The sequence below is a fragment of the Arsenicibacter sp. R0_47 genome (assembly GCF_057652235.1).
In genome coordinates, this window is record NZ_JBYFCJ010000002.1 from 1 (window position 1) to 25788 (window position 25788).

Annotated in this window: 21 protein-coding genes; 10 read left to right on the forward strand and 11 right to left on the reverse strand. The window is 53.1% G+C overall.

Annotated features, from left to right (window positions below; translation table 11 throughout):
• Window positions 1-2781, forward strand: a 2781-nt coding sequence (locus AC23NW_RS03455; protein ID WP_487447736.1) for a DUF7507 domain-containing protein, incomplete at its 5' end; no start/stop codon positions are given.
• A 76-nt stretch (window positions 2782-2857) separates the two neighbouring features.
• On the opposite strand, the gene AC23NW_RS03460 is transcribed toward AC23NW_RS03455, so the two are convergent.
• From AC23NW_RS03460 to mutY, 4 genes are all read right to left on the reverse strand, one after another.
• Window positions 2858-3883, reverse strand: coding sequence for a phytanoyl-CoA dioxygenase family protein (locus AC23NW_RS03460; protein ID WP_487447738.1), 1026 nt, complete (start codon window positions 3881-3883; stop codon window positions 2858-2860).
• A 112-nt stretch (window positions 3884-3995) separates the two neighbouring features.
• Entirely contained in the window at window positions 3996-5363 is a 1368-nt protein-coding gene (gene gldE / locus AC23NW_RS03465) for a gliding motility-associated protein GldE (protein WP_487447740.1), read from the reverse strand.
• Between the two features lie 104 nt (window positions 5364-5467).
• Window positions 5468-5980, reverse strand: coding sequence for a single-stranded DNA-binding protein (locus AC23NW_RS03470; RefSeq protein ID WP_293843344.1), 513 nt, complete (start codon window positions 5978-5980; stop codon window positions 5468-5470).
• Between the two features lie 74 nt (window positions 5981-6054).
• Window positions 6055-7170 (reverse strand): A/G-specific adenine glycosylase, encoded by a 1116-nt coding sequence (gene mutY, locus AC23NW_RS03475; RefSeq protein WP_487447742.1) that lies wholly within the window; start codon window positions 7168-7170, stop codon window positions 6055-6057.
• A 141-nt stretch (window positions 7171-7311) separates the two neighbouring features.
• Between mutY and AC23NW_RS03480 the strand changes: the two genes are divergently transcribed.
• The 3 genes from AC23NW_RS03480 (at window position 7312) to AC23NW_RS03490 (ending at window position 10515) form a co-directional block, all read left to right on the forward strand.
• Window positions 7312-7614, forward strand: a complete 303-nt coding sequence (locus AC23NW_RS03480) for an HU family DNA-binding protein (protein WP_071503273.1) — start codon at window positions 7312-7314, stop codon at window positions 7612-7614.
• An 86-nt stretch (window positions 7615-7700) separates the two neighbouring features.
• Window positions 7701-8546 carry a tetratricopeptide repeat protein gene (locus tag AC23NW_RS03485; RefSeq protein ID WP_293843339.1) on the forward strand — a complete coding sequence of 282 codons (846 nt, stop codon included), beginning with the start codon at window positions 7701-7703 and terminating at the stop codon, window positions 8544-8546.
• A 400-nt stretch (window positions 8547-8946) separates the two neighbouring features.
• Window positions 8947-10515: an Rne/Rng family ribonuclease gene (locus AC23NW_RS03490; protein ID WP_293843337.1), complete on the forward strand. Its 1569-nt coding sequence runs from the start codon at window positions 8947-8949 to the stop codon at window positions 10513-10515.
• A 139-nt stretch (window positions 10516-10654) separates the two neighbouring features.
• Here AC23NW_RS03490 and AC23NW_RS03495 read toward each other — a convergent pair whose 3' ends face one another.
• On the reverse strand, window positions 10655-11380 hold the full coding sequence (locus AC23NW_RS03495; RefSeq protein ID WP_487447745.1) for a hypothetical protein: 726 nt from the start codon (window positions 11378-11380) through the stop codon (window positions 10655-10657).
• A gap of 74 nt (window positions 11381-11454) precedes the next feature.
• Window positions 11455-12798: an OmpA family protein gene (locus AC23NW_RS03500; protein WP_487447748.1), complete on the reverse strand. Its 1344-nt coding sequence runs from the start codon at window positions 12796-12798 to the stop codon at window positions 11455-11457.
• Between the two features lie 251 nt (window positions 12799-13049).
• Here AC23NW_RS03500 and AC23NW_RS03505 point away from each other — a divergent pair, with 251 nt between their 5' ends.
• Complete coding sequence (locus tag AC23NW_RS03505) at window positions 13050-15125, forward strand: histidine kinase (protein ID WP_487447749.1); 2076 nt, start codon at window positions 13050-13052, stop codon at window positions 15123-15125.
• Window positions 15118-15885, forward strand: coding sequence for a LytR/AlgR family response regulator transcription factor (locus AC23NW_RS03510; protein ID WP_487447750.1), 768 nt, complete (start codon window positions 15118-15120; stop codon window positions 15883-15885). Before AC23NW_RS03505 ends, AC23NW_RS03510 begins: the two co-directional genes overlap by 8 nt.
• A 1-nt stretch (window position 15886) precedes the next feature.
• On the opposite strand, the gene dnaG is transcribed toward AC23NW_RS03510, so the two are convergent.
• A complete protein-coding gene (gene dnaG, locus AC23NW_RS03515) occupies window positions 15887-17995 on the reverse strand; it encodes a DNA primase (RefSeq protein WP_487447751.1) in 2109 nt (702 codons plus the stop codon).
• A 259-nt stretch (window positions 17996-18254) separates the two neighbouring features.
• Here dnaG and AC23NW_RS03520 point away from each other — a divergent pair, with 259 nt between their 5' ends.
• Complete coding sequence (locus tag AC23NW_RS03520) at window positions 18255-19649, forward strand: vanadium-dependent haloperoxidase (RefSeq protein WP_487447752.1); 1395 nt, start codon at window positions 18255-18257, stop codon at window positions 19647-19649.
• Between the two features lie 101 nt (window positions 19650-19750).
• On the opposite strand, the gene lgt is transcribed toward AC23NW_RS03520, so the two are convergent.
• A complete protein-coding gene (lgt, locus tag AC23NW_RS03525) occupies window positions 19751-20569 on the reverse strand; it encodes a prolipoprotein diacylglyceryl transferase (RefSeq protein WP_487447753.1) in 819 nt (272 codons plus the stop codon).
• Between the two features lie 79 nt (window positions 20570-20648).
• Here lgt and yidD point away from each other — a divergent pair, with 79 nt between their 5' ends.
• The 3 genes from yidD (at window position 20649) to AC23NW_RS03540 (ending at window position 21824) form a co-directional block, all read left to right on the forward strand.
• Window positions 20649-20858, forward strand: a complete 210-nt coding sequence (yidD, locus tag AC23NW_RS03530; protein WP_293834750.1) for a membrane protein insertion efficiency factor YidD — start codon at window positions 20649-20651, stop codon at window positions 20856-20858.
• Window positions 20859-20957: 99 nt separating this feature from the next.
• A complete protein-coding gene (locus AC23NW_RS03535) occupies window positions 20958-21335 on the forward strand; it encodes a co-chaperone GroES (RefSeq protein WP_293834748.1) in 378 nt (125 codons plus the stop codon).
• Window positions 21336-21440: 105 nt separating this feature from the next.
• Window positions 21441-21824: a DUF4174 domain-containing protein gene (locus AC23NW_RS03540; RefSeq protein WP_487447755.1), complete on the forward strand. Its 384-nt coding sequence runs from the start codon at window positions 21441-21443 to the stop codon at window positions 21822-21824.
• An 88-nt stretch (window positions 21825-21912) separates the two neighbouring features.
• Here AC23NW_RS03540 and AC23NW_RS03545 read toward each other — a convergent pair whose 3' ends face one another.
• The 3 genes from AC23NW_RS03545 to gcvT form a co-directional block, all read right to left on the reverse strand.
• A complete protein-coding gene (locus AC23NW_RS03545) occupies window positions 21913-23307 on the reverse strand; it encodes an OmpA family protein (RefSeq protein WP_487447756.1) in 1395 nt (464 codons plus the stop codon).
• Window positions 23308-23459: 152 nt separating this feature from the next.
• Window positions 23460-24569, reverse strand: coding sequence for a hypothetical protein (locus AC23NW_RS03550; protein WP_487447757.1), 1110 nt, complete (start codon window positions 24567-24569; stop codon window positions 23460-23462).
• Between the two features lie 127 nt (window positions 24570-24696).
• Window positions 24697-25788: a glycine cleavage system aminomethyltransferase GcvT gene (gene gcvT / locus AC23NW_RS03555; protein ID WP_487447758.1), complete on the reverse strand. Its 1092-nt coding sequence runs from the start codon at window positions 25786-25788 to the stop codon at window positions 24697-24699.

Here is a 25788-nt window from a genome sequence, read left to right on the forward strand (position 1 = left end):
ATCAGCGTGACACCGGCGAATGCATCAAATACCTACTCGGCGACGTGTACAACGGGTCCGGGCTGTCTGACCACTGCCTCAATTACGGTGAATACCCAGCCGGCAGCGTCGATCGGAGTCATCTCGGCCATGATTTGCTATAGTTCCGTGGCGACGCTGACAACGACAGGTTGTACGAATGGAACAGTGACGTGGTCAAACGGGACAACAGGCACTAGCCTGACAACACCGGTGCTTACCCAGAATACTGGTTATACGGCAACCTGTACGACGTCGACCGGTTCAACCACCTCGTCGGCGGGTCTGGTAACGGTGATGCCGCAGCCAATGCTGAGCCTACAGGCTTCATCAACGAATGTGACGGTCAATACCCCGGTAAGCCTGTCAGCAGTTGGCTGCGTGGGCAGTGTGACGTGGTCAACGGGCCAGAACGGAGCAAGTATCAGTGTGACACCATCCCAGACGACACAGACGTATTCGGCGACATGTCTGACGGGTCCGGGCTGTCTGACTACGGCGTCGGTGACGGTAAATACGCAACCGGCGGCGAGTTTAGTGGTGATTTCGGCGACGGTATGCTACGGCAGCAGCGCGACGCTGACGGCCTCAGGCTGTACCAACGGTACGGTGACGTGGTCCAACAATACGACGGGTACCAGCCTGATCACGCCGAATCTGACGGCAACAACAAACTATACGGCAACCTGCACCACGCAGACAGGCTCAACCACTACTGCGGTAGGCACGGCCACGGTGATGCCGCAGCCGGTGCTGAGCCTTGCGGCGAGTTCAACGAATGTGACGGTGGGCACACCAGTGAGCATCTCAGCCATTGGCTGTGTGGGCAGTGTGACGTGGTCAACGGGCCAGAACGGCAGTACGATCAGCGTGACACCGGCGAATGCATCAAATACCTACTCGGCGACGTGTACAACGGGTCCGGGCTGTCTGACCACTGCGTCGGTGACGGTAAATACGCAACCGGCGGCGAGTTTAGTGGTGATTTCGGCGACGGTATGCTACGGCAGCAGCGCGACGCTGACGGCCTCGGGTTGCAATAACGGGACGGTAACGTGGTCCAACAATACGACAGGTATCAGCCTGATCACGCCCAATCTGACAGCAACAACGAATTACACGGCGACGTGCACCACCTCGGCGGGATCAGCCACTACGGCAGTCGGCGCGGCCACGGTCGTTCTGCCGGCCAGCCTGACCATCAGCCGTACATCGGCAGCCAGCTCAACGGCCATTACCGTGTCGGTGCGTGGCTGTAGCAACGGTACCCTTGCCTGGTCAACCGGTGCCGCCGATAACGGCAAAACCAGCATCGTTGTACCGGCCGCTGTCAGCAGCCAGTACAGTGTTACCTGCACAACCGGTTTTGGTTGCCGTTCTACGGCGCAGGTGTCGGTGGGTAGTGCCAATACCAATGACTTTATTGTCGCTGACACCATGATCTGTCAGGGGCAGAGTGTTACGCTTACCGCCATCGGCTGCGCCGGCACGCTGAGCTGGCTGGGTACCGGTGTCAGCGGTCAGACCACGGCCAGCGTCGTGGTAACACCAACGCAGACACAAGGCTATACCGCCATCTGTACCAATGGGACCAACAGTGTAGAGGTTGCCGCGCAGGTAACGGTAATGGCCGTTCCGGTTGTAACCCTGACGACCGGCAACCTGACCGTTGTCAGTGGCAGCGTGGTAAGCCTGACGGCCGGTGGCTGTGCCAATGGCCAGCTGCAGTGGAGCCTGGCGGGCGCCAGTGGTACAGTGGTTTCGGCTACTGCCGGTCAGGGGGCGAATGTGTATTCGGTGAGCTGCGTGGTTACGCCGACCTGTAGTGATGTGAAGAGCATAACGATAACGGGACTGGCTACCTCGCCGATCCTCAATCTGGATAAGACGGTCAGTGCGTCACGGGCGCAGGTAGGGGATGTGATTTCCTACACGGTTACGGTGAGCAACACGGGTAACGCGGCAGGGTACAGCATTGTGGTGAACGATGTGCTGTCGGGGGGGCTGACGATTCTGCCGGCCTCGGTGAGCAGCACGGCCGGCTCCTATTCGGTCTTCTCGAATCAGTGGAGTGTGGGTCAGCTCAACGCGGGTGCGGTGGCGACGCTAACCTATTCGGTGAGCATCACGGCGGATGGTGTGCTTTACAATACGGCGACGATTCCGGGTGATACGGCCAAAGTGTGTACAAGTGTACCGATAAAAGTCTGTAAAGGTTCGGGCTATCAGATCCGGCTCAACGCGCCGGCCGGCTACAGTGCCTACCAGTGGTATTTCAAGCCGGTTTCGGGAGTAGAGACCAAAGTATATGAAGGAGCCGTGAGCAGCTATACCGCTACGCAGGCGGGTGAGTACCGCGTAGTGGTCAATGCGCAGGCGGTTTGTCCGGATCAGTCGTGCTGCCCGATCATCATCGAAGAGCAGGAGGTACCATCGTTTACGGTGGTAGCGACCTCGCCGACGTGCGTGGCGTCACAGGCCAATACGGATGGTGCGCTGCGGGTGACGGGTCTTGGCACGAATGCGGGTGCGTATCAGTATGCAATCTCGGAAGGAACCAGCATCACGGTAAGCAGCCCGACGCTGGTGTCGGTACCGGCCAGCGGGGTCGTGGCGACGGGACTTTCAGGCAACAAGTCGTATACGGTACGGATTTACGACGGGCTGGGTTGCTATCGCGACCAGACAGTGCTGTTGCCTGATACGTGCCAGTGTCCGCCGGCGGCATGTGTACCGATTACGGTGAAACGTATTGTTCGCTAAACAATCAGTAGTGATACCACCAAAAAGCGCAGGTTCATCACCTGCGCTTTTTGGTTATGGGGATAGTCGGGACCGTTTACAGCGATTCGCCGCCTTTGAAAATGTCTTCGTGATCTTTCAGAAACGGATGTGCAAAAACATCGCCTCCGTTGTATGTATGCCGTACCGGTTCTTCGTCTGGTTTCTGACGGTGATGCCGGTATGCATTCTGTGAGGAATAATGACACACAAATGACTTACGGGTCAGTTCCGGGTTATTAATAGCATCTCCGCCATGTGCGAGCGCCGCATGCCAGAGCAATACATCGCCTTTTTTGATGAGCAGTGTTTTCCGCTGCTGCCCGTGTGCTGCACAGTTTGCTTCGATAAACCGGGCAAAGTCGTTGGGGTCATGTGTCGACTGGCCGTTGAAGAAGATGCCGTTTCCGAAATTAAATTTCTGGTTGGTATGCGACCCCGGATAGTAGAAAAGCGGTCCGGAATCGATATGAATGTCTTCCATCGCAATCCAGGCAGCTGCCAGATGGCTTGGATTTTCAGAAACAACGTAGGCAAAATCCTGATGGGTTGCCTGCTGACTGCCATACTTGAAAAACAGACTTTGCATCGCAATAACCCGATCTCCGAAAACGGCTTCCAGAAACGAAGCAATGCTTTTGTGAAGCATAATTTTCTTGGCCGCAACCGAGCTGTTATGGAAGTCGATAACTTTTATGTACTGGCCGTTAATCACTTGCTGAGGTAGGTCTTTGGCAAGCTGTACGGCACGTCCTGAGTACTCCGGTAAATCAACCTGGATTTTGAGGGAGTATTTGTCATTGTTGGTAAAGACTTCGTCAACCTCGCTCCAGAGCATATCCAGCCAGGCTTCCGGAATGGCTTTTTCAAGAATAACATAGCCGTTTTTCTGCCAGAATTCCAGCTTCTCCCGCAAGTCGTACGGAAAATCATCCGTGCGGCTATACTGCTTCAGGAAGGCGTTTATATCGGCATCCTTTTTGTCAATCCAGGGCAGGGTGCGGTATTCAAAATCAGTAATTGGCTTAGGCTCAGGGCGAAGCACGCTCTTGATCGCCGTTTTCAGAGTAGCTGTCAGACTCATCTTCTTGATGTATAAAGGTTACTGCCCCCAAATTATCAAAAAGATGAAAAGCTGTCTATGCGAAATGTATTGACCAGATGGATTATCTAGCCAACGGTTTCGCTTTCGCTCCTTATTCTTCTCTTGCGCTGACAGATTCCGGCTTTTCCTGCTCAGCATGGCGCGTAATCCGGACCTCACCGATACGTTTGTGATCCGCAGACAGTACGTGGAACGTAAGTCCCTGTGTGCTTATTTCTTCGCCTGCACCGGGCAGATGGTTGAACAGGGCCAGCAATAAACCGCCCAGTGATTCACTGCCTTCACGGATATCATCGAAAAGCGAGAGGTCAATGTCAAGCACCCGGCAAACATCCGGCAGGGCCGTTTTGCCTTCAAAGATAAACGTATCAGGATCGATCCGCCGGAACGTTGCCAGTTCTTCGTCGTCGAACTCGTCGTTGATATCGCCCAGGATTTCCTCAATAATATCTTCCAGCGTTACCAGTCCCCGTGTTCCGCCATATTCATCGACCACGATGGCCAGATGTATCCGTTTCTTCTGGAAATCCTGCAGCAGGTCATCGACTTTCTTTTGTTCGGGAATAAAAAAGGCAGGGCGGATCAGCAGTTGCCATGCAAAATCGGCGCTGGCATTCAGGTGCGGAAGCAGGTCTTTTATGTAAAGAATACCTTCTACCTGGTCAATGCTTTCCTTAAAAACGGGAATGCGTGAGTAGCCCGACAGGTTAATCCGCTCCATCAGTTCCATAAAGGACGATTCCATGTCGACCGCCGAAATATCAACCCGTGAGCGCATAACCTGCCGTGCGGTCAGGTTGCTGAAGTTAACAATACCTTTAATGATCTCGCGCTCCTCGGCGGTGGAGTCGCTACCGGCCAGATCAACGGCCTGATTCAGTTCTTCGACCGAGACCCGGTAACCACGACGCTGGATGCGTTTATCAATCTGGTTACTCAGGTTCACCAGCATGATCGAAAACGGTTTGAAGAGAAAGAGTGCCAGTCGTGCAAGGGGGGCTGTCCGGCGGGCAACGGTGATATTGTTCTGGCTGGCATAGAGCTTCGGGATAATCTCGCCGAAGAGAACAATAGCCAGTGTAGTCAGCAGGGTGCCGCTGATAAGCCACCAGCCTGATGCATTCAGGTGCTGGGCGGTATTCCAGGTGAGGTAGGTAACGATGACGACAATCGCAATATTGAAGACATTATTGAGAATGACCAGAGAAGCCAGTAGTCGTCGCGGGCGTTCGAGCAGGGAGGCAATCCGTTTATCAGCGGGGTCATTGCTTTCCCGACAACTGGTACGGTGTTCGGGCGTGAGGGTAAAAAAGGCAGCTTCGGTGGCTGAGGCTAAACTGGCCAGCACCAATAGCAATAGCAGCAGGGCCGCAAAGGGGCCATAATCATTTATATAGGTGCTCCAGCCGGCGTCAGCCGCTGGCAACACCTGTCGTATCGACGGGTCTCCCGGATCCATTCAGGTTGTATTTGGTTCACACTATGTTCGGGTCGCCCCGGTACAGGCAGACTGATCAGGATATCCGAAAGGATCAGACGGTCTGGACCGGGGCAGGTACTGGTTTAGAAGGGGAGATCATCGTCTCCTCCGTTGCTTTCAAACGGTACGGGTTCCGGCTGTCTTCTGGGGGCCGGAGCCGGTGATGGTGCCGGAGCGGGGCGGTTAGCCGGTGCTGCCGGCTGGCTCTGGCTGGCTGCCGCAGGTTGCGCCGAATACGCAGGTCCTGCTGAATCGCCGCCTTCGGCCGGGTTCCGGAGCAGGGTCATACCCGTTCCCCGTACCCGTACGCCGGTACGCTGTACGCCATCCTTATCCTGCCAGGTTTCGCTGCGCAGTTTTCCCTCGATATATACCTGGTGGCCTTTCCGCAGGTACTGTTCGGCGATTTTCGCCAGATTATCCCATAATTCAACACGGTGCCATTCGGTTTGCTCCACGCGCTCACCGTTACGGTTGGTATACGCTTCAGTGGTTGCGATGTTGAAACGGGCAACCGTTGAGCCTCCGTCAAGATAGCGGATCTCCGGATCACTTCCCAGGTTACCGATTAAAATTACTTTGTTAACACCAGCCATATCTGTTGTCTTGTCGTTAATATATGAAAAAACTGTGTGGCACAGAGAGATTAAAGATACGCCGGAAAAACGACTTATCCAAGCTGATTCTGAAGATAATTCGTGATCAGAACCGGTTTCGGAACCTGTTCGGCGCCGGCTGCTGTAAGCCAAGAAAAACCGTCAGGAAGCGTATCTGAGCCTGCATAGGGTACCATCACCTGATAGAACGTTCCTTTGATGCGTTGATGCGACAAAAGTTGTACCAGCTTTACCGGACCGGCTTTCGGCGCAGAAATTGGCAGTATTAATGACAAATTTTCAGGCAGGCTGAGCGCTTGCCAGCTTTCTTTCGGTTCATCGGTCTCAATCAGGTAGAAGTCATACAGATTCTGCCAGACATCACGGCCGGTACGTTCCCGCATCGCCAGTTGCAGACCATGATCCGGATGCTGTCTTGTCAGTACGATATAGTTAAAATAGCGCTCGCGGACGGGTGCTTTCTTGCTTTTGACGGGTAACAGGTGCTGCCGGCCCGTCTGGAAAGCCACACAATGCGCATGGACCGGACACAGCAGGCAGTCGGGTGCAACCGGCGTGCACTGAATGGCCCCGAACTCCATAATGGCCTGATTGTAGGTTGCCGGATCAGTTGCGGTCCGGATCAGCTGCTGCGCCAGACCGGCAAAGGTCTTTTTGGCCGTAGTGGTGGTAATGTCGTCTTCAAGGCCGAAAACACGGGCCAGTACGCGGTATACGTTCCCGTCAACAACGGCTACGCGCTCACCAAAAGCAAAGGAAGCAATAGCGGCTGCTGTATAGGTACCGATACCCTTCAGCTGCAGGAGTTCGTGATAGGTCTCCGGGAACTTACCGGCCCGTTCGCTAGTAATCTGCCGGACAGTCCGGTGCATGTTGCGGGCCCGGGAGTAATAGCCCAGACCCTGCCAGAGCCGTAAAATATCCCGTTCATCGGCATCGGCCATTGCCTGCACGTGCGGATAGGCGTTCAGAAAACGTTCGTAATACGGAAGTCCCTGAGCAACACGGGTTTGTTGCAGAATTACCTCCGAAAGCCAGATCGCATAGGGGTCACGGGTATGCCGCCAGGGAAGATTTCGTTTATGCCGTTCGTACCATGCCTCCAGGATGGGCGCAAAAGTGTCTTGAACGGTTACCGCGTTGGGTTTATTGTCTGATTGCCAATCCAAAATAAAATAAAAAATGTGATTTAAGACGGAAAAACACGAAAGCCTTACTTTTAATTTCTAATGGAAAGCCATACCTTTGTACTCCCATTTTTGACACCTGATTTTTCAACAACTCAGTAAACGTTAAAGTTTTAGAAAGTCGTGACGAAAGCAGACGTAATCGCAGAAATTGCCGAAAAAACCGGAATTGACAAAGCTGAAGTAGCACATACTTTAGAGTCGTTTTTTACGGTAGTAAAAGAGTCGCTGGCCAAAGAGGAGCCGATTTATGTGAGAGGGTTTGGCAGCTTCATTAACAAGAAGAGAGCTAAGAAGGTAGCCCGGAATATCTCAAAAAATACGGCTATGGTTATCGACGAGCACTTTATCCCGAGCTTCAAGCCGGCTAAGGTTTTCGTAGAGCAAGTGAAATCAAGTGTAAAATCAGGCGTAGCTGCTGAATAGGCACCGCCGCGTTTTACGCAGAACCTGGTTCTCTGATCGGGAACTGCTGACGGGGCTGAAGGCGTTTGTGAATTAAATAGTGATCAATGAACAAATCCATTCTTCTTGTTGTCGTAGTAGCTTCAGCACTCACGGTTGGGTTATACAGCCTGCCGAAAGTGGCTGTCCGTAATGAAGACAAAAAGCTGGGTGGTCGTGTGACGGATCCGGTTTCATCACAGACGCCCTCAGACTCTAAGGCTTCGGGAATGCCTTCCACTGCCCACAATGCGCCGCTTGCTCCTGAGCAGAAAAAGCGCGTTGATGAGCTGAAACAAAAACTGGCAACCGCCGGTGCGGATCAGAAAGAAGCCGTGACCGGTCAGCTGATGGCCACCTTTAAAGAAGCGAGCCGGTACGACAGTGCTGCGTATTATGCCGGGAAACTGGCTGAAACTATGCCGAACGAACGTACCTTTCTGCTGGCAGGAGACGCTTATTTTGAAGCATTCGGCTTTGCGGTTGATGATCAGAAGTCTGCATATCTGGGTGAACAGACACGTGCCTTCTATCAGAAAGCACTTGACAATAATCCGAATCTGCTGACGGCCAAGGCTAACATGGCCATGACCTATGTCAGTACGCAAACACCGATGCAGGGTATTATGCTCCTGCGTGAAGTGTTACAGCAGGATCCAACAAACGAGCTGGCCCTGTTTAATCTGGGTCTGTTGTCGATGAAGTCGGGGCAGTATCAGCGCGCAATTGATCGCTTCCGGCAGATTCTGACCCACAACCCGGCGAGCCGGAAAGCTCAGTTTTATTTGGGTATCAGCCTGGCAGAGGCAGGGCAGAAAGACGAAGCCCGCAAGGTCCTTGCTCAGGTAAAGACCCGGGAAAAAGATCCACAGGTTCTGGCCGCTGTTCGTGAATATGAAGAGCGCCTGAAATGACCAGCAGTACGCCGTCAGCGTAAATGAATAATGTATACTGAACAATGGTCGGTGAGTACCACATTATACAGCCTGCATTAAGCATTATACATGCCGTAGTCCTGTTGAACGATAACGGGCTAATCGGGTGATTAGCCGACAATTTGTTACATATTTAACCTTAAGACACGTATGCCTTGCGGTAAAAAAAGAAAGCGTCATAAGATCGCTACCCACAAGCGGAAGAAGCGGCTTCGGAAGAATCGGCATAAGAAAAAATAATTAGCGGTAGCAGTGACAGGAGCAGGTTGAGACGGCTCACTGCAACGGCAAACTGCTACCCCTTTAAGAAGCCCCGTATTCAACGCGCGGCTTCTTCTTTTTTATTAAGACATGCCATCCTTAATCGCGTCTTCAACTTGTGAGCAATGAATTAGTTATTAGTTCAACTCAGAAAGGCGACCGGATTGCTCTTTTGCAGGATAAACGCCTGCAGGAGTATCACGTCGAAGAGTTGGACAGCAGCTTTACGGTTGGTGATCTGTACTTAGGAACAATCAAGAAACTGTCTTCTGGCCTGAATGCTGCGTTTGTCGACGTCGGCCACGAAAAAGACGGATTTCTCCATTATCAGGACTTAGGGCCGAATATTAATTCGCTCAATAAGTTTACTAAGGATATTATCGCCAAGCGCGCCAATACCGGCCGGCTCAATAATTTTAAACTGGAGCCGGAAATCGAAAAAATCGGCAAAATCGATAAGGTATTAGCAAAGGGAGCGCCGATCCTGGTGCAAGTAGTTAAGGAACCCATATCCACGAAGGGCCCGCGCCTTTCCTGCGATATTTCGATTGCTGGTCGTTACCTGGTACTCGTACCGTTTGCCAGCTCGGTCAATATCTCTAAAAAGATTACTGACCGCGCCGAACGAACCCGGTTGCTCAGACTGATGTCGTCGCTGAAACCCCAGAATTTCGGGGTGATCGTACGGACAGTCGCACAGGGGCGGGAGGTGGAAGAGCTGGACCGCGATCTCCAGAACTCACTCGAAAAGTGGGAAACGGCCATGCAAGCCCTCCGCGAGGCGAAACCCCGCGACCGGGTACTGGGTGAAATGAACCGCGCTTCGTCAATCCTGCGCGATATGCTGAACGAGTCGTTTGACAGTATTACCGTCGACACACGCGAGGCCTTTGACGAAATCAAGCACTACATTCACACGATTGCGCCGGAAAAAGAGAAAATCGTAAAACTCTATTCCGGCAAGAGTAAAGTCTTCGAAGCCCTCGGGCTCGAAAAACAGATCAAATCCCTGTTCGGTCGGTCGGTGAGCTTACCCGGCGGTGGATATCTGATCATTGAACACACAGAAGCCCTGCACGTCATCGACGTAAACAGTGGCAACAAATCGAACTCCGAGGAAGACCAGGAGGCCACGGCCATCAGCGTGAACCGCGAAGCCGCCAAAGAAATTGCCCGACAGCTGCGCCTGCGCGATATGGGGGGAATTATTGTGGTGGACTTCATCGACATGAAGAAGGCCGAAAACAAGAAATTGATTTATGACCTGATGCGGGACGAAATGAAATTCGACCGCTCAAAGTTCACCATCCTGCCGCTGACCAAGTTCGGGCTTATGCAGATAACGCGCCAGCGCGTTCGCCCCGAAATGAACGTCACCACCCGCGAGGTTTGTCCGACCTGCGGCGGAACCGGCAGTATTCAGGCCAGTGTGCTTGTTACCGACGTAATCGAGAACAACCTCGATTATATCCTGACCAGACAAAATGAGCGCGGCATTACGGTGATTTTACATCCGTTCCTGCACGCTTACTTTACCAAGGGCTGGATTCGTTCGAAGCAATGGCAGTGGTACTGGAAATACAAAACCTGGGTTAAACTGATTCAGGATAGCTCACTGGGGCTGATGGATTTCCGGTTCCTGCACAAAACAGGCGAGGAAATTGAACTAAGTGCTCAGGTTATCTAGTCTCTCCGAAGAAAATAAAAGCGGCCGCCCGGATGATTATCGGGGCGGCCGCTTTGTTGGTAAACGAGATTCGGCAAACGGCTGCTTTTTCCGGACAGTTTCGCGGAGAGCAATGCCGGATCATGCTTACAGGAAAAGGTTATTTACACGTATTCAGGACTTCTGCGGCCAGTTTTTTAGCCAGGGCAATGTTTTGGTCGTCATTTTCACTGATGTCGGCAATGACCTGAAAGGTAGTTTTTCCGGTCAGCACGATAAGGCTTTTTTCTTTAATCCGCCACGCTGCCGCATCCCCGATACCCTCAACTGATTTATACATAAGCTCCTCTTTCGACAGCTCTTTGCCCATATTGACGGCTGTTTCGGTTTGCTTTTTGTCGTAACCCTGCTGTTCCATGCGTTCGCCTGCTTTGCGGAATGCCTCGTTTTTTTCCTGTGCGGACATATTCCGGTAGAAAAACCGGAAGTTTTCAACCGGGGTTCCCTTACGCGCCATCATAAACATATCGTTACCCACCCACGTCAGGCCGATGCGGTTTGAGACATCGTACTCAATTTCGCGGCCCATCATTTTCATTTTCCGTTTTCGGTTGCCGGGCCAGATGTATTCGTATGTATCCATATCATGACGTTTGGCACCAGGCCGGACAGCATATTTTTTTTCGGCTTTCGACAGGTCACCCGTATAATGCTTCTGGATGCTGGCTAAGGGCAGTAGCTGATCAAGCTTAGTCTGATGAGCCAGAATGCAGCTGCTTTTATCGGCATTTCCGGCGGTTGTAGCGGCAGCGTCCGTCGCCTCTGTGGCTGATCCGCAGGCACCGCTGGCCAGAGCGGCAATCCAAAGCAGGAAGAAGGTTTTCATGGTCGTAAAAAGGGGATAACGAGGTCCCAGTCTGTCCGGTGCCGGCAAACGGGGGATTTGGCTGGCATAATACGTTATAGTTTAATGAACTCTACACGCCGGTTATTAGCCTTACCTGATGCAGTGGTGTTTGGCTCCGATGGCTGCGATTCGCCTTTGCCATCAGTCTCCATGCGGGCCGCGTCGATACCAAACTCGCCGGTCAGGGCTGCTTTTACGGCCTCAGACCGCTTTTTCGATAAGGTCAGGTTGCTGGCATCATCACCGTCAGCGTCGGTATGACCGACGATTTTAACCCGGACCGCCGGATTTTCTTTCAGTACCGTTGCGATCTCTTTCAGAGTGCCATACGATTCCGGTTTGATGACTGCCTTATTGACGTCGAACAGGATGCCGCGCGTGACCAGCTTGCCCTCCGTCAGGAGTTTGCTGCGGGTGTCAGGCGCACCGACGGCAACGCGCAGATTGGATAAGAATGCCGAGCCATCGAACATATACGTAGCGAAGAGCATAGAATAGGTCTGATCCGGCAGAAATGCTTTCGGAATGTCCCACAGTTTAGCTTCATTGACGTAGATGCGTAACCGGGTTTTTTGCTTCCAGATCGAGACGTGGTTGCTTGCACCGACTTTCCAGGAGAAAGGCATGGTGTTTTCCATGATCTTTTCTTCTGCTTTGCCAAATACCCAGACAGAACTGGTACTGATGTTTTGGGTAGGGTGAATGTCGATCCCCGCCTGTATCTGGCTGCTGAACATCTGATCGAACTGGAGCGTACGCTCTTTCTGAACGGGGAAATAAATTTTAAGGCCGGATTGATGTTCGCTGATGTCGTCGGTAACGGCCATATCGAACTCCATCGTGAAGTTTTCGGGTAAGGCATTGACGAATTCAGGGAAATAAATGCCTTTGGTGGCAAACTGAAGCCATTTGGCCTCACTGCCCTCAATGGTTACAATTTCCCCGCTGGCATTGGTATTCCATTTGGCCGGAAAATCACCAACGGCATCCTGCGCGAAATCTTCATAGGCAATCACCTTTTCGCCCGGCACAAAATCGAATTTACTGTAGGCTTTCAACGGCGCGGGTCCCGTATTGCCGGCACCCGCTGCTTTGCCCTGGCTGTTTTTGCCGGCTGCGGTACCATCAGACTCTTGCGGCTGGTCTTCATTGCCGTAGGCATCATCGGTTTTCTGGCCTTTTTTGTCCGGTTTTTTATCTTTCTTCTTAAAAATGTTACCGATCCCTTGTTCAACCTTATCCAGACCACGGTTGATGCCCTGGTCAATTTTGCCGTTTACCCGGCCCTCCACACTGCGTTCGGCAGTTTCTTTAGGGCTGTTTACCCGGATCTGGGCTTCGGCAGGCGCGGTGGCCAGACAAACGAAAACGAGGCTTATGGATATGCGATAATTCATGATATTGCGCAGTTAATCAGCCGGATTGATAATCTATGTTTGTACCAAAGATTCGGTTTCCGTTGCGGATATACCACCTGTAGTTTACCGGTGTGTACTTTGAGTATACCGGGAGACTTTTTCAGTATATGGTTGAACGAACGGTAAGGGATATTCACTCAGAACCTGATCTGGCTTAGTCATAGGAAGGTATGATTAACTGACGTTTTTGAAGGAATGGCCTTTTTTGTAACATTGGCAAAAAGGCTGCAATGGGGAAGTGGTTAGGTCTCGTTTTAGGGTGGTTGCCGTTGGTGGTTATGGCTGTGTCGCCGGATACAATCCGGCTGAGCCGGATTGCTGAGCGGCAATACCTGTACGACCTGGCTACAATCGGGCAGACAGGTCTGGCCGCTATGGGTCCGGACGGGGTGGTTGTGCGGCTGACACGGGACATCAAATCCCATGCCCATAGAGCGTACTGGCTGCGGGTATACCTGCAGAATGATACCGATAGTGCGCAGCATGGTTTTCTATACGGGTCTGATAATCAGGTGATCGATGTTGCGGTGTTGCGGGGTACCCGTACTGAGCGGCTGCGGATGGGCAGTATGATACCGACCAGCCAATGGGCAACGGATGAAAGCGATCAGTATGTGCCGGTTGCCCTGCATCCCCGCGAGACGGTTCAGTTGCTGATCCGCGTTGCCAATGCTACCAGTCTGCTGCCGTTCTGGACCAATGCCAACCGCCCGCCGGTCCGCCTGAGTCTGTCGGTCGAAACGGAATTATCTCATTACCGGCGTACGATGGCGGCCTACCGGAACAATATGCCCGAGTTTCAGTACCGGTCCTGGTTACAGGGGGCTTTGCTGTTTTTTCTCATTTTTGTAGGCTTACTCTACAGCCTCTACCGCCAGCGGATCTACCGGTACTATATGCTTTACGTACTGGCAGGTTGCAGCTTCGCTATGCTGAAAACGCGCAACTACACACCGGTCGGACACTGGCTGAGTTACTTCCCGATGCTCCGCACGCATCTGCTGGAATCTGTCATGTGGTTTGGTCTGGGAGCTTATTTCTTTTTTCTAACCGAACTGCTGGATTTGCCGCAGCATCATCCGAAAATAGCCCGCTGGCTCCGCCGCATGGCCTGGATCAGTATCAGTTACGGCCTGCTCTATGCCGCCATAATGCTGCTGACCAACGACTCCGGTTTTCATCAGGCTACTTTCTGGTTGACGCGCCTGTTGCTGATTCCGGTGTATCTGGGCGTTTTGATCTGGATACAGCGTGTGGTAAAATCACCGCTGACGGGCTATGTACTGCTGGGGAATGCGCTGATGGCACTGGTTGGCATACTCGCCTGGCTGCGGGCGGGTGAGGTAATCCTCAAAGGGGTTAAACTGCCCGGCTCTGTCGATGACCTGATGACGGTTTCGTTTGCGGTACTTCTTGAAATTCTGGTGTTTGCTCTGGCCGTAGCGCGGCGCATTCAATTGATGGATCAGGAGCGGGATGCGAACCAGCGGGCCTATATCCTGCAACTGGAAGAAAACCGGCGGCTGATCGCCGGGGTCAATGAAGAACTGGAAGCTAAAGTCCGTGAAAAAACAACCGAAATCGTAGAAGCTAACCGGTTGCTGGAAACGCAGCGGGTGAACCAGTTGCGGACCGACTATGAAAAGCGGATTGCCGAGATTGAGATGCTGGCCCTGCGGAGTCAGATGAATCCGCACTTTCTGTTCAACAGCCTCAATACACTGGAATATTTTATCCTGACCGGAGAGGAACGCAAGGCTTCGGAATACCTGTCTACCTTCTCGCGGTTATTACGTATGATCCTGAACCACAGCCGTGAAGAGGTCATTGCACTGAGTGACGAGCTGACGGCCCTGCGGCTTTATCTGGATATCGAAGCCACCCGGTTCGGCGATGATTTTCAGTATCGTATTGATATTGACGAAGCAATTGATCAGCAACGCATCATCATTCCGCCCCTGCTCTTACAGCCTTTTGCTGAAAATGCGATCTGGCACGGACTCATGCAGAGCCGGCAGACCGATAAACGATTGTATGTCAGGGTGCTGGCGCCCGATGAACAAACGGTCGTGTTTGAGGTAGAAGATAACGGTATCGGCCGGCAGCAAGCCGAAAAACTAAAACGCCGGTCGTCAGTGAAGCGGAAATCCTACGGTATGGAAATTACCGGTCAGCGTATTGAGCTCTTTAACCGGAATTACCCGTCCACTATTCAGATGCGGCTGATTGACCGGTCGACGCCGGGCGGGACGGGAACCCTTGTTCAGATCATTTATAAAACCGACGAACAGTACTTACATGCCTAATCCGATACGCGCCATTCTGGTCGATGATGAAAAACATGCCACGGAACTGCTGGCGCTGAAGCTACAGAAACTGAACATGCATGTTCAGATCGTGGCCAAGTTCAACCAGCCCGAAGCTGCCGTGGAATTTATCCGGTCGGCCACCTTTGATCTGCTGTTTCTGGACATCGAAATGCCGCGTATGAGCGGGTTTGATCTGCTGGAGTCATTCAGTGACTTTCACTTTGATGTGATTTTTACGACGGCCTATGATCAGTATGCCATCCGGGCGTTCCGGTTCAGTGCGCTCAGTTACCTGCTGAAACCGGTTCAGGAAGAAGAACTGAGGCAGTGTCTGATACAATGGCAGCAGCAGAAAATCCGGCATTTGCAGCGGGCACACTACTCGCTTTTTCAGGAACAGTTTCAGGTCCCTTCGCCCCCGAAAACGCGCATGGCCCTGCCTACTCAGGAAGGCCATGAAATTATTGAGGTCGCTGAAATTGTCCGGTGTATGGCTGATGCCAGTTATACCCATTTTTACCTGAGTAACGGGCAGTCGCTGCTGATCTGCCGGACACTGAAAGACGTTGAACAGGCGCTGGAACCCAACGGATTTGTGCGGGTGCACCATTCGCACCTGATCAATCCGGCCTATATCCGCAAAATCGTCCGGCAGGACGGGGGCTATGTGCAGATGACGGATAATGCTCAGGTTCCGGTCACGAAACCAAAGCGCGACTGGCTCATTGAACAGTTTAATACCATCGAACGCGGTTGATTTATCCGGAAATCACTGTTCCCAGCAGTTTGGCAATTTCCACGTCCACGCGTTTGTAGTGCATATACTCAATCATAATGTGGTCCTGCTCCTCGGGAATGCTGGTTTCGGACAGGCGGCGCTTGAGGGCATACATCCGTTCTTCGGCCATCATTTTCTTGATGCGCAGGATGTTGGTATACGCCAGATCCGACAGAATCTTCAGCTCATCCTCCGTCGGTACGTGGATTTCGTGCTTTTGCCAGCCATCGCTGATTTCGTGCTTAGGCGTGGTCATGTGAATGGCTTCGTGCTGGAGGTTATAATCACCGGCTTCCGGCGGCCGGTTCAGAAAATCGTCGGCGGTCAGGATCTCGCCCCGCACAAAGGCCTCACGGAAAATGGCCAGCATCAGGTTGTAGGGCGGTGTCTGGAAATCAATTTCGTCGAGTTCACTGAGCATATACTGGCACAGCGAAATGCCTGGTTCCAGCTCCCGGTGCCCATAGTTGATCAGCAGCCGGATACACTCTTCTTCCTGATAGGATAACGACGTCCGTGTAACAGGTTTGGCCGGCTGGAGCGTTGGCGTGGCCGGCGCACCTGACCGGTTGCCGGTTGCCGGAGCAGGCATATCCGACGGCTCCGCCCCGCTGATGCCGGCTTCGGCAAACAGTGCGTTCCACTCGTCTTCCGAAGGCTCCATTGGTGGCGGGAAACCGGGTCCCGGACCATTGGCCGGCCGGTTCTGTGCCTGCCGCCGGCTGGTCGCTTCCTGCCGTTCAGCGTCCTGCGCTTTCTTCTCGTGCTGCTTCCGGATCAGGCGGTTGCCTTCGGAAATGAGCGTCTGCTCATCAACCTTCATCTGCTGCGCCGTATTCCGGAAAAAGATCTGACGTTTCAGCGGGTCCGGAATTTTAATAATGCTTTCGACCACTTCGGCAATCACTTCGGCTTTCCGGAAGGGATTTTCACCGGCATCGCGCAGCAGGGTATCGGTCTTGAACCGGATAAAGTCGAGGGCGTGGTTTTTGATGTAGGTTTTGAACGCCTCGCCGCCGACCCGCCGGACGTAACTGTCCGGGTCTTCGTTGTCCGGGAATGTAACGATACTGACGTTCAGGCCTTCTTCCAGCACCATGTCTACACCCCGCAGGGCAGCCTTGATACCGGCGGCGTCGCCGTCGTACAGCATCGTGACATTCTGCGTGAACCGGCTGATCAGCCGGATTTGCTCGATGGTTAGCGACGTACCCGAAGAGGCAACGACGTTTTTGATGCCCGCCTGATACAGGGAGATTACATCGGTATAGCCCTCGGTCAGGAAGCAGTTGTCCTCCTGCCGGATGGTTTGTTTGGCCTGCGAAATGCCGTACAGGACCTGGCTTTTATGGTAAACCTCGGTTTCGGGCGAGTTAAGGTATTTCGGCTGGTTTTTGTCGGTTTTCAGGATACGCGCCCCGAAGGCGATCACCCGCCCCGACACGTTGTGGATCGGGAACATGACCCGCCCCCGGAAGCGGTCGTATTGTTTCACCTGCCCCGGTGCGTTGCCTTCGCGGGTCAGAATCAGACCGGCTTTTTCGAGCAGGGCACGGTTATAGCCCCGTTTTTCGGCTTCCTGCATCAGCGCGTCCCACTGATCGAAACTATAGCCGAGTTCAAAGGCCTCGATGGTCGGGTTGGTAAAGCCCCGCTCACGGAAATAGCTCAGGCCGATACTCTGGCCTTCATCGGATTGGAGAAGTGTATTCTGAAAAAAGGTTTTGGCAAAATTGAGAACGATAAAGAGGCTTTCCCGCTCATTCTGGCGCAGGATCTCTTCCGGGGTCTGTTCCTGTTCTTCAATTTCAATGCTGTATTTTTTAGCCAGATACCGCAGGGCTTCGCCATAGCCGATATTTTCGACATCCATCACAAACCGCACCGGATCACCTGCCTTGCCACAGCCAAAGCATTTGTAAATCTGCCGGGTCGGGTTGACATTGAACGAAGGCGTTTTTTCGTTATGAAACGGACAGCAGGCAATGTAATTACTCCCCCTCTTCTTGAGCGAAACAAAATCGCCCACCACCTCAACAATGTCTGCCGCCTGGCGGATTCGCTCAACGGTTTCTTCTGGAATACGCATGAATTAGTAACGAATACTATACTGTCTTTATAAGGCGATAACTAACAAACAGCACTAAAATGCCCGCATACAGATTGAAATAGTAATCAAAGGTACACAATATCGATAACAGACTGATACCATAGAGGGGTTGGTTCGTCTAACTTAACAGTGGTATGACCAAAATTAGTAGTCTGAAAGGTCTGTTTGGCAACATATTTGCTCTGGTGAAAGACATTACCGTTTATGCGTAAAATCCTCTTATTACCGACGTATTCTTATGAAACAACAATTACATGTGCACAGTAAAACGCGCCGTCAGGCTTCGGCTACCGGCATTGCGTTGCTGTTACTTTTGTTGAGCTTCCTGCAGTCGTGCCGGCAAAATCCGGAAAGTGAATCTGTAAATCCCGGCGGTCAGTCTGCTGATAAACTAACGAATGAAGTGGCCGTGAAATGGGCAAGCATGCAGCTTCGGCTGGTACGGCAAAGTGCCGGTTTCTCGCCGCCTGTTGCTTCCCGTGCGCTGGGTTTCGCCGGCATTACCATGTATGAAACAGCGGTGCCGGGTATTTCTGACCGCCGCTCGCTGGCGGGTCAGTTACAGGGCTTAAGCAGTCTGCCGCAAATTGAGTCGGGTAAAAGTTATAACTGGAACCTGAGCGTTAATGCTGGTCAGGCAGCTATTCTCCGCAGTCTGCATGCCAATGCCTCGGCGGCGGCAAAAGCAGCGGTCGATTCACTGGAATCAGCGCTGTTTACGCAGTTTAAATCCGCTTCACAGGATGAAAATGACCGCTCGACGGCCTTTGGCAAAAGCGTAGCTGATGCCATTTTTACGTGGTCGAAAACTGATGGTGGACACGAGGGCTATACCCGCAATTTTCCGGCAGACTATTCGGTGCCGGTAGGAACGGGCTTCTGGCGGCCAACGGAGAACGGACAGAAAATTCCGATGCAGCCGTTCTGGGGACGTAACCGGCTGTTTGTGGCGTCATCGAGTACGATGCCCGTGCCGGAGCCACTGCCGATCTCAACCAGCCCGACGTCGCAGTATTATGCACAGTATCTGGAGGTATATACCAAAAACATGACGCTCACACAGGCCGAGAAAGAAATCTCAATCTGGTGGGCCGATGATCCGAGCGAAACCTTTACGCCGCCGGGCCACTCCTATAACCTTGCCCGGATTGCGGTTAAAACCAGCAATGCGAACCTGGGCCGGTCGGTTGAAGCATTTGCCCGCGTTGGCATGGCAGTTGCCGATGCCTTTGTGCACTGCTGGAAGTGTAAATATGCGTTCATGAATGAGCGGCCGTATACATTTGTACGTCGTGCCATTGACCCGTCATGGGTTCCGTTCTGGCCTGCGCCGCCGTTTCCCGGCTACACCTCAGGTCACGCAACGCAGTCAGCGGCTGCGGCTACGGTACTGACCGGCTTGTTTGGAGATGATTTCGCCTTTACGGATGATTCGCACGTGAGTCGTGTCCGCGACGCAAAGCGGAATACGGATTTCAAAGCCCGTTCATTTAAGTCATTCTGGGAGTCGGCCGAAGAGTCGGCGTTTTCACGGTTCCTGGGCGGTATTCATACACGGCAGGACAACGAAACCGGTCTGCGTGAAGGCCGGACGCTGGGCCGGAATATCAACGCGCTGAACTGGATGAAGTAGGAGAGGCTGGATAGTTGATATCAAAAGTGGTGGCACGACCGGCAGGCGAACCTGTCTAAGTCGTGCCACCACTTTTGCTATTGGCTACATCAGGGCTGCGTTTAGTGCCTCGGAGCCGGATGGCTGGAGGCAGAGCGCACCAGGAAGAAAATGCCCAGCAATACCGCCGGAATACTCAGAATCTGGCCCATATTCAGGAACAGGCTGCTTTCAAACGAAACCTGGTTTTCTTTCAGGTACTCGTACAGGAAGCGAAGCGTGAAGACAACAATCAGGAAAATACCCAGCAGGCTTCCGTGGGGTGTCGCGCCTTTTTTACGGTTCCAGATGCCAAACAGAATAAAAAACAAGACAAAGCACGACAGGGATTCATAGAGCTGGGCCGGATGCCGCGGCAGTTTGGAGAACTCATCGTTGTTGATGAACACAAAGGCCCAGGGCACTTCCGTTGTCCGGCCGACGATCTCGGAGTTCATCAGGTTACCCAGACGAATAAACGCCCCGGCCAGCGCAACCACAATCGCAATGCGGTCAGTAACCCACAAAAACGTTTGTCCGGTTTCAATGCTTCGTTTCCGGCGCGAATAAAACCACAACGCCAGTAAAATACCGATCCCGGCGCCATGGCTGGCCAGCCCGGCAAAAGGCGGCAGAATCACCTGAAGCGGTTTCTGAAGCAGCAGTTCGGGTTCGTAAAAGAGGAAATGACCCAGGCGGGCGCCCAGGACGGTAGAAATCACCATAAACAGCAGCAGGGTGTCGGTGTCTTCAACGGGCTTACCTTCTTTTTTGAAGATGTGGGTCATAATCTGCATACCGATCAGGAAGCCAAGTGCGAATAACAAGCCGTACCAGCGAATGGAGAATGAGCCAATGTGAAAAATTTCGGGATTAACATCCCAGATAATGTATTGCAGCATATTGGATTGTTTTCAGAACCCTTGGTGTTCACGTAATAAACCGGGCAAAGATAAGGTAAGTCGGTTTAAGTGAGAAAAGATGAAACAGATAGTTATTTGGTTCGTACGATTTTATCAGGCAGCCATATCGCCGTTCTTCCCGAATGCCTGCCGGTATACGCCGACATGCTCGCAATACATGATCGAAGCCGTACAGAAACACGGGCCGCTGAAGGGGGGCTGGCTGGGCATCAAACGCATCAGCCGCTGCCATCCGTGGGGCGGACACGGCTACGATCCGGTGCCGTAACCGGTAAATTCTGACAATTTGACAATTCGTTAAAAATTGCCTGATTTTTGCCGGTAAGGTCGCAGCACGATATTGTCAGACATCCTTTGAAATGCCATTATGATGGAGATTACGGCCGATAACAAACTGAAACGCCTTATTATTGTGGGCGACCGTGTACTGATTAAACCGAAAGATCCGGGCGACCGCACGGCCAGCGGACTGTATTTGCCGCCAACGGTTCACGAAAAGGAGCAGGTGCAGTCGGGATACGTTATTAAGGTAGGGCCCGGCTATCCGATTCCGGCTGCGGTTGACGATGAGCCCTGGAAAGAAACCGAAGAAAAAGTGAAATACATGCCGTTGCAGGCGCAGGAAGGCGATCTGGCCATTTACCTGCAACGCAATGCCATTGATCTGGAATACGACGGACAAAAGTACATCATCATCCCGCAGGCGTCGATTCTGATGCTGGAACGCTCGGAAGATCTGTACTAACCCGGAAATACGCCGTCGGAACCTTAACCGGATGAGGTTATGAAAACACAAAGCCGCCTGCGATGGTTGTTAGTGATACAATTCAGTATTCTTATTCTCATCGTTATGGAAAGCATTGCAAACCAGACGAAATCGCTGAAGGCGATTCTGGCCGACAAAAAAGATCATCGCCGCGTGCTGCTGCTGTACGGCCGCGAAGATGCACAACACTACCTCATTGAACAGCAGGAAGCCCTCCGGCAGACCGATCAGCAGGTTGCCGAACGGGATCTGGATGTGATTGTCCTGATCAATTCGCTGGTGATGGAACCCGACCGGCAGTTTCTGATGGGCGGCGATTTTAAACTCAATCCTGCGGATGATTTTGCGGGCTGGCTCATTGGCAAGGATGGTACGGTAAAACAGCGTTTTTCCGGCCCGGTCACTCCGGATGAGCTTTTTAAGATCATCGACAGTATGCCGATGCGGCAGCAGGAAACGAAACAATAGAAGTATACCACAAAGGCACGAAGAACCAAAGAAGCACGAAGAAATCTTTGTGTAACACAGGTACTTCGTGCCTTCGTGGCTATACGAATTACTTACCCGTCAGCTTCAGGGTTACCCGCCGGTTTTTGGCTTTGTTTTCTTCGTTATCATTGGGAGCCATCGGGTAGCGGCTGCCGAATCCGGTGGTCGTCAGGCGCTCGTCGGCCACATCAAGGCGGCGTAGAAACGTGGCCGTCACCATGGCGCGGTACTGCGACAGGGTCTGGTTTTTAGCCGGATCGCCTACGTTGTCCGTATGGCCCATTACCTTCACCTGATACTTCGGATTTTTCTTCAGATAAGCTGCTACGGCCCGCAATACCTGTTCTGATTGAGGCATGAGCTCATAACTGCTCTGGCGGAAATAAATCGGCGGAATCGAGTCGGGCAGGTTCAGGGCGGCAACCCCCGGAATCTCAAAGGTAACAGCCGGTTCGTCGGCGACAGGCGGGGCTGCGGCTCCGGTAGCAGGCGTAACGGTTGCTGTCACGGTCGGAGCCGGAGCAGCGGGTTTCGGCGTTTCAGCGGTTGGCGGCAGTTTGATTTCCAGTAAGTTGAAACCCTCACGCAGCACGACCTCCTGCTGGTGCCGGATTTGTTTCTGCGCATCTACCAGCGTCAGGCGATAAGCCTGCGGGAAAAACAGATAACTGCTTTGCCAGTTCCGGCCGGCGTTGAGCGTGACCGGCGGCGCACCGGCAGCAACCGGCCGGATGTCACAGCGGAACGTTTCGCTAACCGGCGTGCCATTGGCGTTCTGTACCCGTACCGAAAAGCTCACCAGATCGCGGAACAGCCGGTAATCGTGCCGGAGCCGGCCGTTTGCCGCCTCAATCGCCAGCATTCCCTGATAAAAATCAAAGCCCGGCGATTTCACCTCCACCGTCAGTTCATCCTTTTCAGCAAACGCCAGTTCGAAGCGGCCTTCCACGTCCGGGTCAAGGCAGTTGGTCCAGTCGGCGGTCATGTAGTGGAAACAGGTACGGGCCCGGACCGGTGCGGTCGTGTACACATCCGACATAAAAAACAAACTCCGCTGCTTCGACTTCGGGTTCACCTTGGGCGACAGCAGTTTAAACTCCGCAGAGTTGAGTGCCCGGACGCTGACCTGCTGAAACGTATTCGGGATCATCGGCACCGTAATGGCAACCGCCTCATTGGCAGGCATTGTCATGTTGGGTTTTACCAGCAGCCGCTGCGCCTTGTAATCGGGATGCTCGATCATCAGGGCCGTGGCGTAGCAATTAACATCCACGGTGAAATGACCTTTTTCGTCGCTTTTGCCGGCGTGGATGCTGCCACCGGGGACCAGTACATAGAGGCTGGCCGAAATGGGTTGGCGGGTTGTAAGATCCTGAATCGTGCCTGACAGTTTAAGGCAGTTCTGGGCGAATCCCGGCACTGTCATCAGGGTGCAAAGCAGGATATATACAAGTCGTGTCATGTTGGGGAAAGAGTCAGATACTACTACTAACGAAATTACAGCTTTTTCTGTACGGCAAAGCGTAAATAGACAGGATTGAATTACATAGACAGGATTACAGGATTACCACGATGTAGTTTATCCAGATCATCCTTCAGTCCCGGCAATGCGTATTAATTTTTATTCTGATCATCCTGTAATCCTGTCAAAAGATATTCCAGGATCAGGGCCAGGCAGTGGGCGTCGCATTGCCAGCGGAGTTGTACAAATGACCGGTCAGCAAAGCGGCTCAGCAGCGGGTGTTCATAGGCCGTCAGCAGGCCGGCAATAAAAAAATGGAAGGAGGAGAAGTCTGCTTCGATGCCGGTCAGGTCAACCGGCGCGGTCTGGTGGCGGGCAATGTCGGGAGCCAGCCGGTAAAGCGATGTCCGGAGCATGATCCGGTCAATACGGTTGGTGGCATAAGGGAGTTCTGCCAGTATATCGGCAATAAGCCGGGGGCGGAGTACCTCCAGCCGTGGCAGCGGAAAGGCGGCCAGCAGCCGTGCCAGATGATACAGGATCAGCGGGGTGCGGGCGTAGTGCGGTGAACACCGGAAAGGATGCGTCTTGTACTGGCCCGACAGGACAATATCGCGGAGATAGGTTACGCTGGCAGCCATGACAGTGGTTTCCGGTGCTTTCGCCTCGTAAAGGCAAAAGAGCATGTTGCTCATGGCGCAGGCATCGAAATCAACCGGCATGTGTTTGCCGAACCACGTTGAAAAGGCAGGCAGGTTCCGGTAAGCGGGGAAGGTGTTGCGGATGGGGCCATGGGCTTGCGCCAGATTGGCATGTTGGGCCAGCTTGCCGGTCAGCCAGCGGGCATCGGCGGGTGCAGGAGTACTGGTGAGGTAAACCATTGCCGTGTCGTCGATATCGTCCGGAATCCGGAAGTGGTCGAAGCGGCGGAACAACCGGCCGTTCGGGAAGTGGCGGGAGGGGGTAGTCGGCCAGAAATTATAGGTGGGCAGATCATCCTTGTTTCGGAAGGCCGGATACGCCGCCTGTGCCCGTTGCCGGATCTGATCAACAAGCACCTGGTCGTCCGGTGGCAGTTGCTCCCGCAGTTGCTGTAAGACAAACACAATACTGGCCGTAAAAAACACATTAACATCGGCCCGCCGGTAGCCGCCCCAATCCGGCTGTATCCGGTACGACGGAAACAACCCCGACCCAAACACCGGATCGCTGTCCGTCTGCAGCGCCGCCAGCCGGTGAAGGAGGGAGGATCGGAAAAGCATCGTTTTATTTTCTTCGCTATATTTGTTTATAATCGACGCTTTAATAACGGCAGATCAGGGAATTAAACATAGTAAAGGGCTCAAAATTATACCATTTTGAGCCCTTTGAATCATGTACTCTTCTGAATCACTTCTTCACAAACGGCAGCTTCGCTACCTGCGCTTTCAGCAGACGATCCCGTACCTTGACGAAAATCTCCGTGCCCGGCTTGCTGAATGCCGCCGGTACATAGCCCATCCCGATGCCCTTGCCCAGGGTCGGTGATTGCGTACCCGACGTTACTTCGCCGATAGCCTGTCCGTCGGCATCACACAACGCATAGTGGCCGCGCGGAATGCCCCGGTCAATGAGTTCGAAACCGACCAGCTTACGTGTCACACCGGCATCCTTCTGTGCTTTCAGGGCGTCAGCGTTTACAAAGTCGTGGGTGAATTTAGTAACCCAGCCCAGCCCGGCTTCAATCGGTGAGGTGGTGTCGGTAATGTCGTTGCCGTAGAGGCAGTAGCCCATTTCGAGGCGCAGCGTGTCGCGGGCACCCAGGCCAATCGGCTTGATACCAAACGGCTCTCCGGCCTGCATAATCGCCTGCCACACCGCTTCGGCCTGCTCGTTGGCCACGTAGATTTCAAAGCCACCGGCACCCGTGTAGCCCGTTGCCGAGACAATTACGTTGGCGAAACCGGCAAAATCCGTTTTTTCGAAGGTATAGTACGACATCGCATCCAGCTGTGCATTCGTCAGGGGCTGGAGCGCCTGCGCCGCCAGCGGACCCTGCACCGCAAACAGACAGGTGCCGTCGGAAATATTAGTCAGCTGCACATCCAGCCCGTCGGTATATTGATTGATCCAGTTCCAGTCTTTGTCAATGTTGGAAGCGTTGACGACCAGCATAAACTCAACCGGACTGATCTGATAGACCAGCAGGTCATCGACTACGCCGCCCTGCGTATTCGGCAGGTAGCTGTACTGGACTTTGCCGTCGTACAGGAGAGAGGCATCATTGGCCGATACGCGCTGGATCAGGGCACAGGCATCGGGGCCCTGCACCATGAACTCACCCATGTGCGAGACGTCAAACATACCGACGGTATTCCGGACGGTATTGTGCTCGTCGAGGTCAGATGTATAGCGAACGGGCATTTCGTACCCGGCGAAGGGCATGATTTTAGCCCCGAGCTGCTGATGAACGTGGTGAAGCGGAAGTTGTTTGAGGGTCAT

Bases quoted from the DNA above. Each gene is read 5' to 3' on its own strand.
- AC23NW_RS03550 (WP_487447757.1), bottom strand. From the start codon at position 24,569: ATGCTTTTCCGATCCTCCCTCCTTCACCGGCTGGCGGCGCTGCAGACG.
- AC23NW_RS03485 (WP_293843339.1), top strand. From the start codon at position 7,701: ATGAACAAATCCATTCTTCTTGTTGTCGTAGTAGCTTCAGCACTCACG.
- yidD (WP_293834750.1), top strand. From the start codon at position 20,649: ATGAAACAGATAGTTATTTGGTTCGTACGATTTTATCAGGCAGCCATA.
- gcvT (WP_487447758.1), bottom strand. From the start codon at position 25,788: ATGACCCTCAAACAACTTCCGCTTCACCACGTTCATCAGCAGCTCGGG.
- AC23NW_RS03470 (WP_293843344.1), bottom strand. From the start codon at position 5,980: ATGGCTGGTGTTAACAAAGTAATTTTAATCGGTAACCTGGGAAGTGAT.
- gldE (WP_487447740.1), bottom strand. From the start codon at position 5,363: ATGGATCCGGGAGACCCGTCGATACGACAGGTGTTGCCAGCGGCTGAC.
- lgt (WP_487447753.1), bottom strand. From the start codon at position 20,569: ATGCTGCAATACATTATCTGGGATGTTAATCCCGAAATTTTTCACATT.
- AC23NW_RS03460 (WP_487447738.1), bottom strand. From the start codon at position 3,883: ATGAGTCTGACAGCTACTCTGAAAACGGCGATCAAGAGCGTGCTTCGC.
- AC23NW_RS03535 (WP_293834748.1), top strand. From the start codon at position 20,958: ATGATGGAGATTACGGCCGATAACAAACTGAAACGCCTTATTATTGTG.
- dnaG (WP_487447751.1), bottom strand. From the start codon at position 17,995: ATGCGTATTCCAGAAGAAACCGTTGAGCGAATCCGCCAGGCGGCAGAC.
- AC23NW_RS03505 (WP_487447749.1), top strand. From the start codon at position 13,050: ATGGGGAAGTGGTTAGGTCTCGTTTTAGGGTGGTTGCCGTTGGTGGTT.
- AC23NW_RS03500 (WP_487447748.1), bottom strand. From the start codon at position 12,798: ATGAATTATCGCATATCCATAAGCCTCGTTTTCGTTTGTCTGGCCACC.
- AC23NW_RS03520 (WP_487447752.1), top strand. From the start codon at position 18,255: ATGAAACAACAATTACATGTGCACAGTAAAACGCGCCGTCAGGCTTCG.
- AC23NW_RS03540 (WP_487447755.1), top strand. From the start codon at position 21,441: ATGGAAAGCATTGCAAACCAGACGAAATCGCTGAAGGCGATTCTGGCC.
- AC23NW_RS03545 (WP_487447756.1), bottom strand. From the start codon at position 23,307: ATGACACGACTTGTATATATCCTGCTTTGCACCCTGATGACAGTGCCG.
- AC23NW_RS03510 (WP_487447750.1), top strand. From the start codon at position 15,118: ATGCCTAATCCGATACGCGCCATTCTGGTCGATGATGAAAAACATGCC.
- AC23NW_RS03495 (WP_487447745.1), bottom strand. From the start codon at position 11,380: ATGAAAACCTTCTTCCTGCTTTGGATTGCCGCTCTGGCCAGCGGTGCC.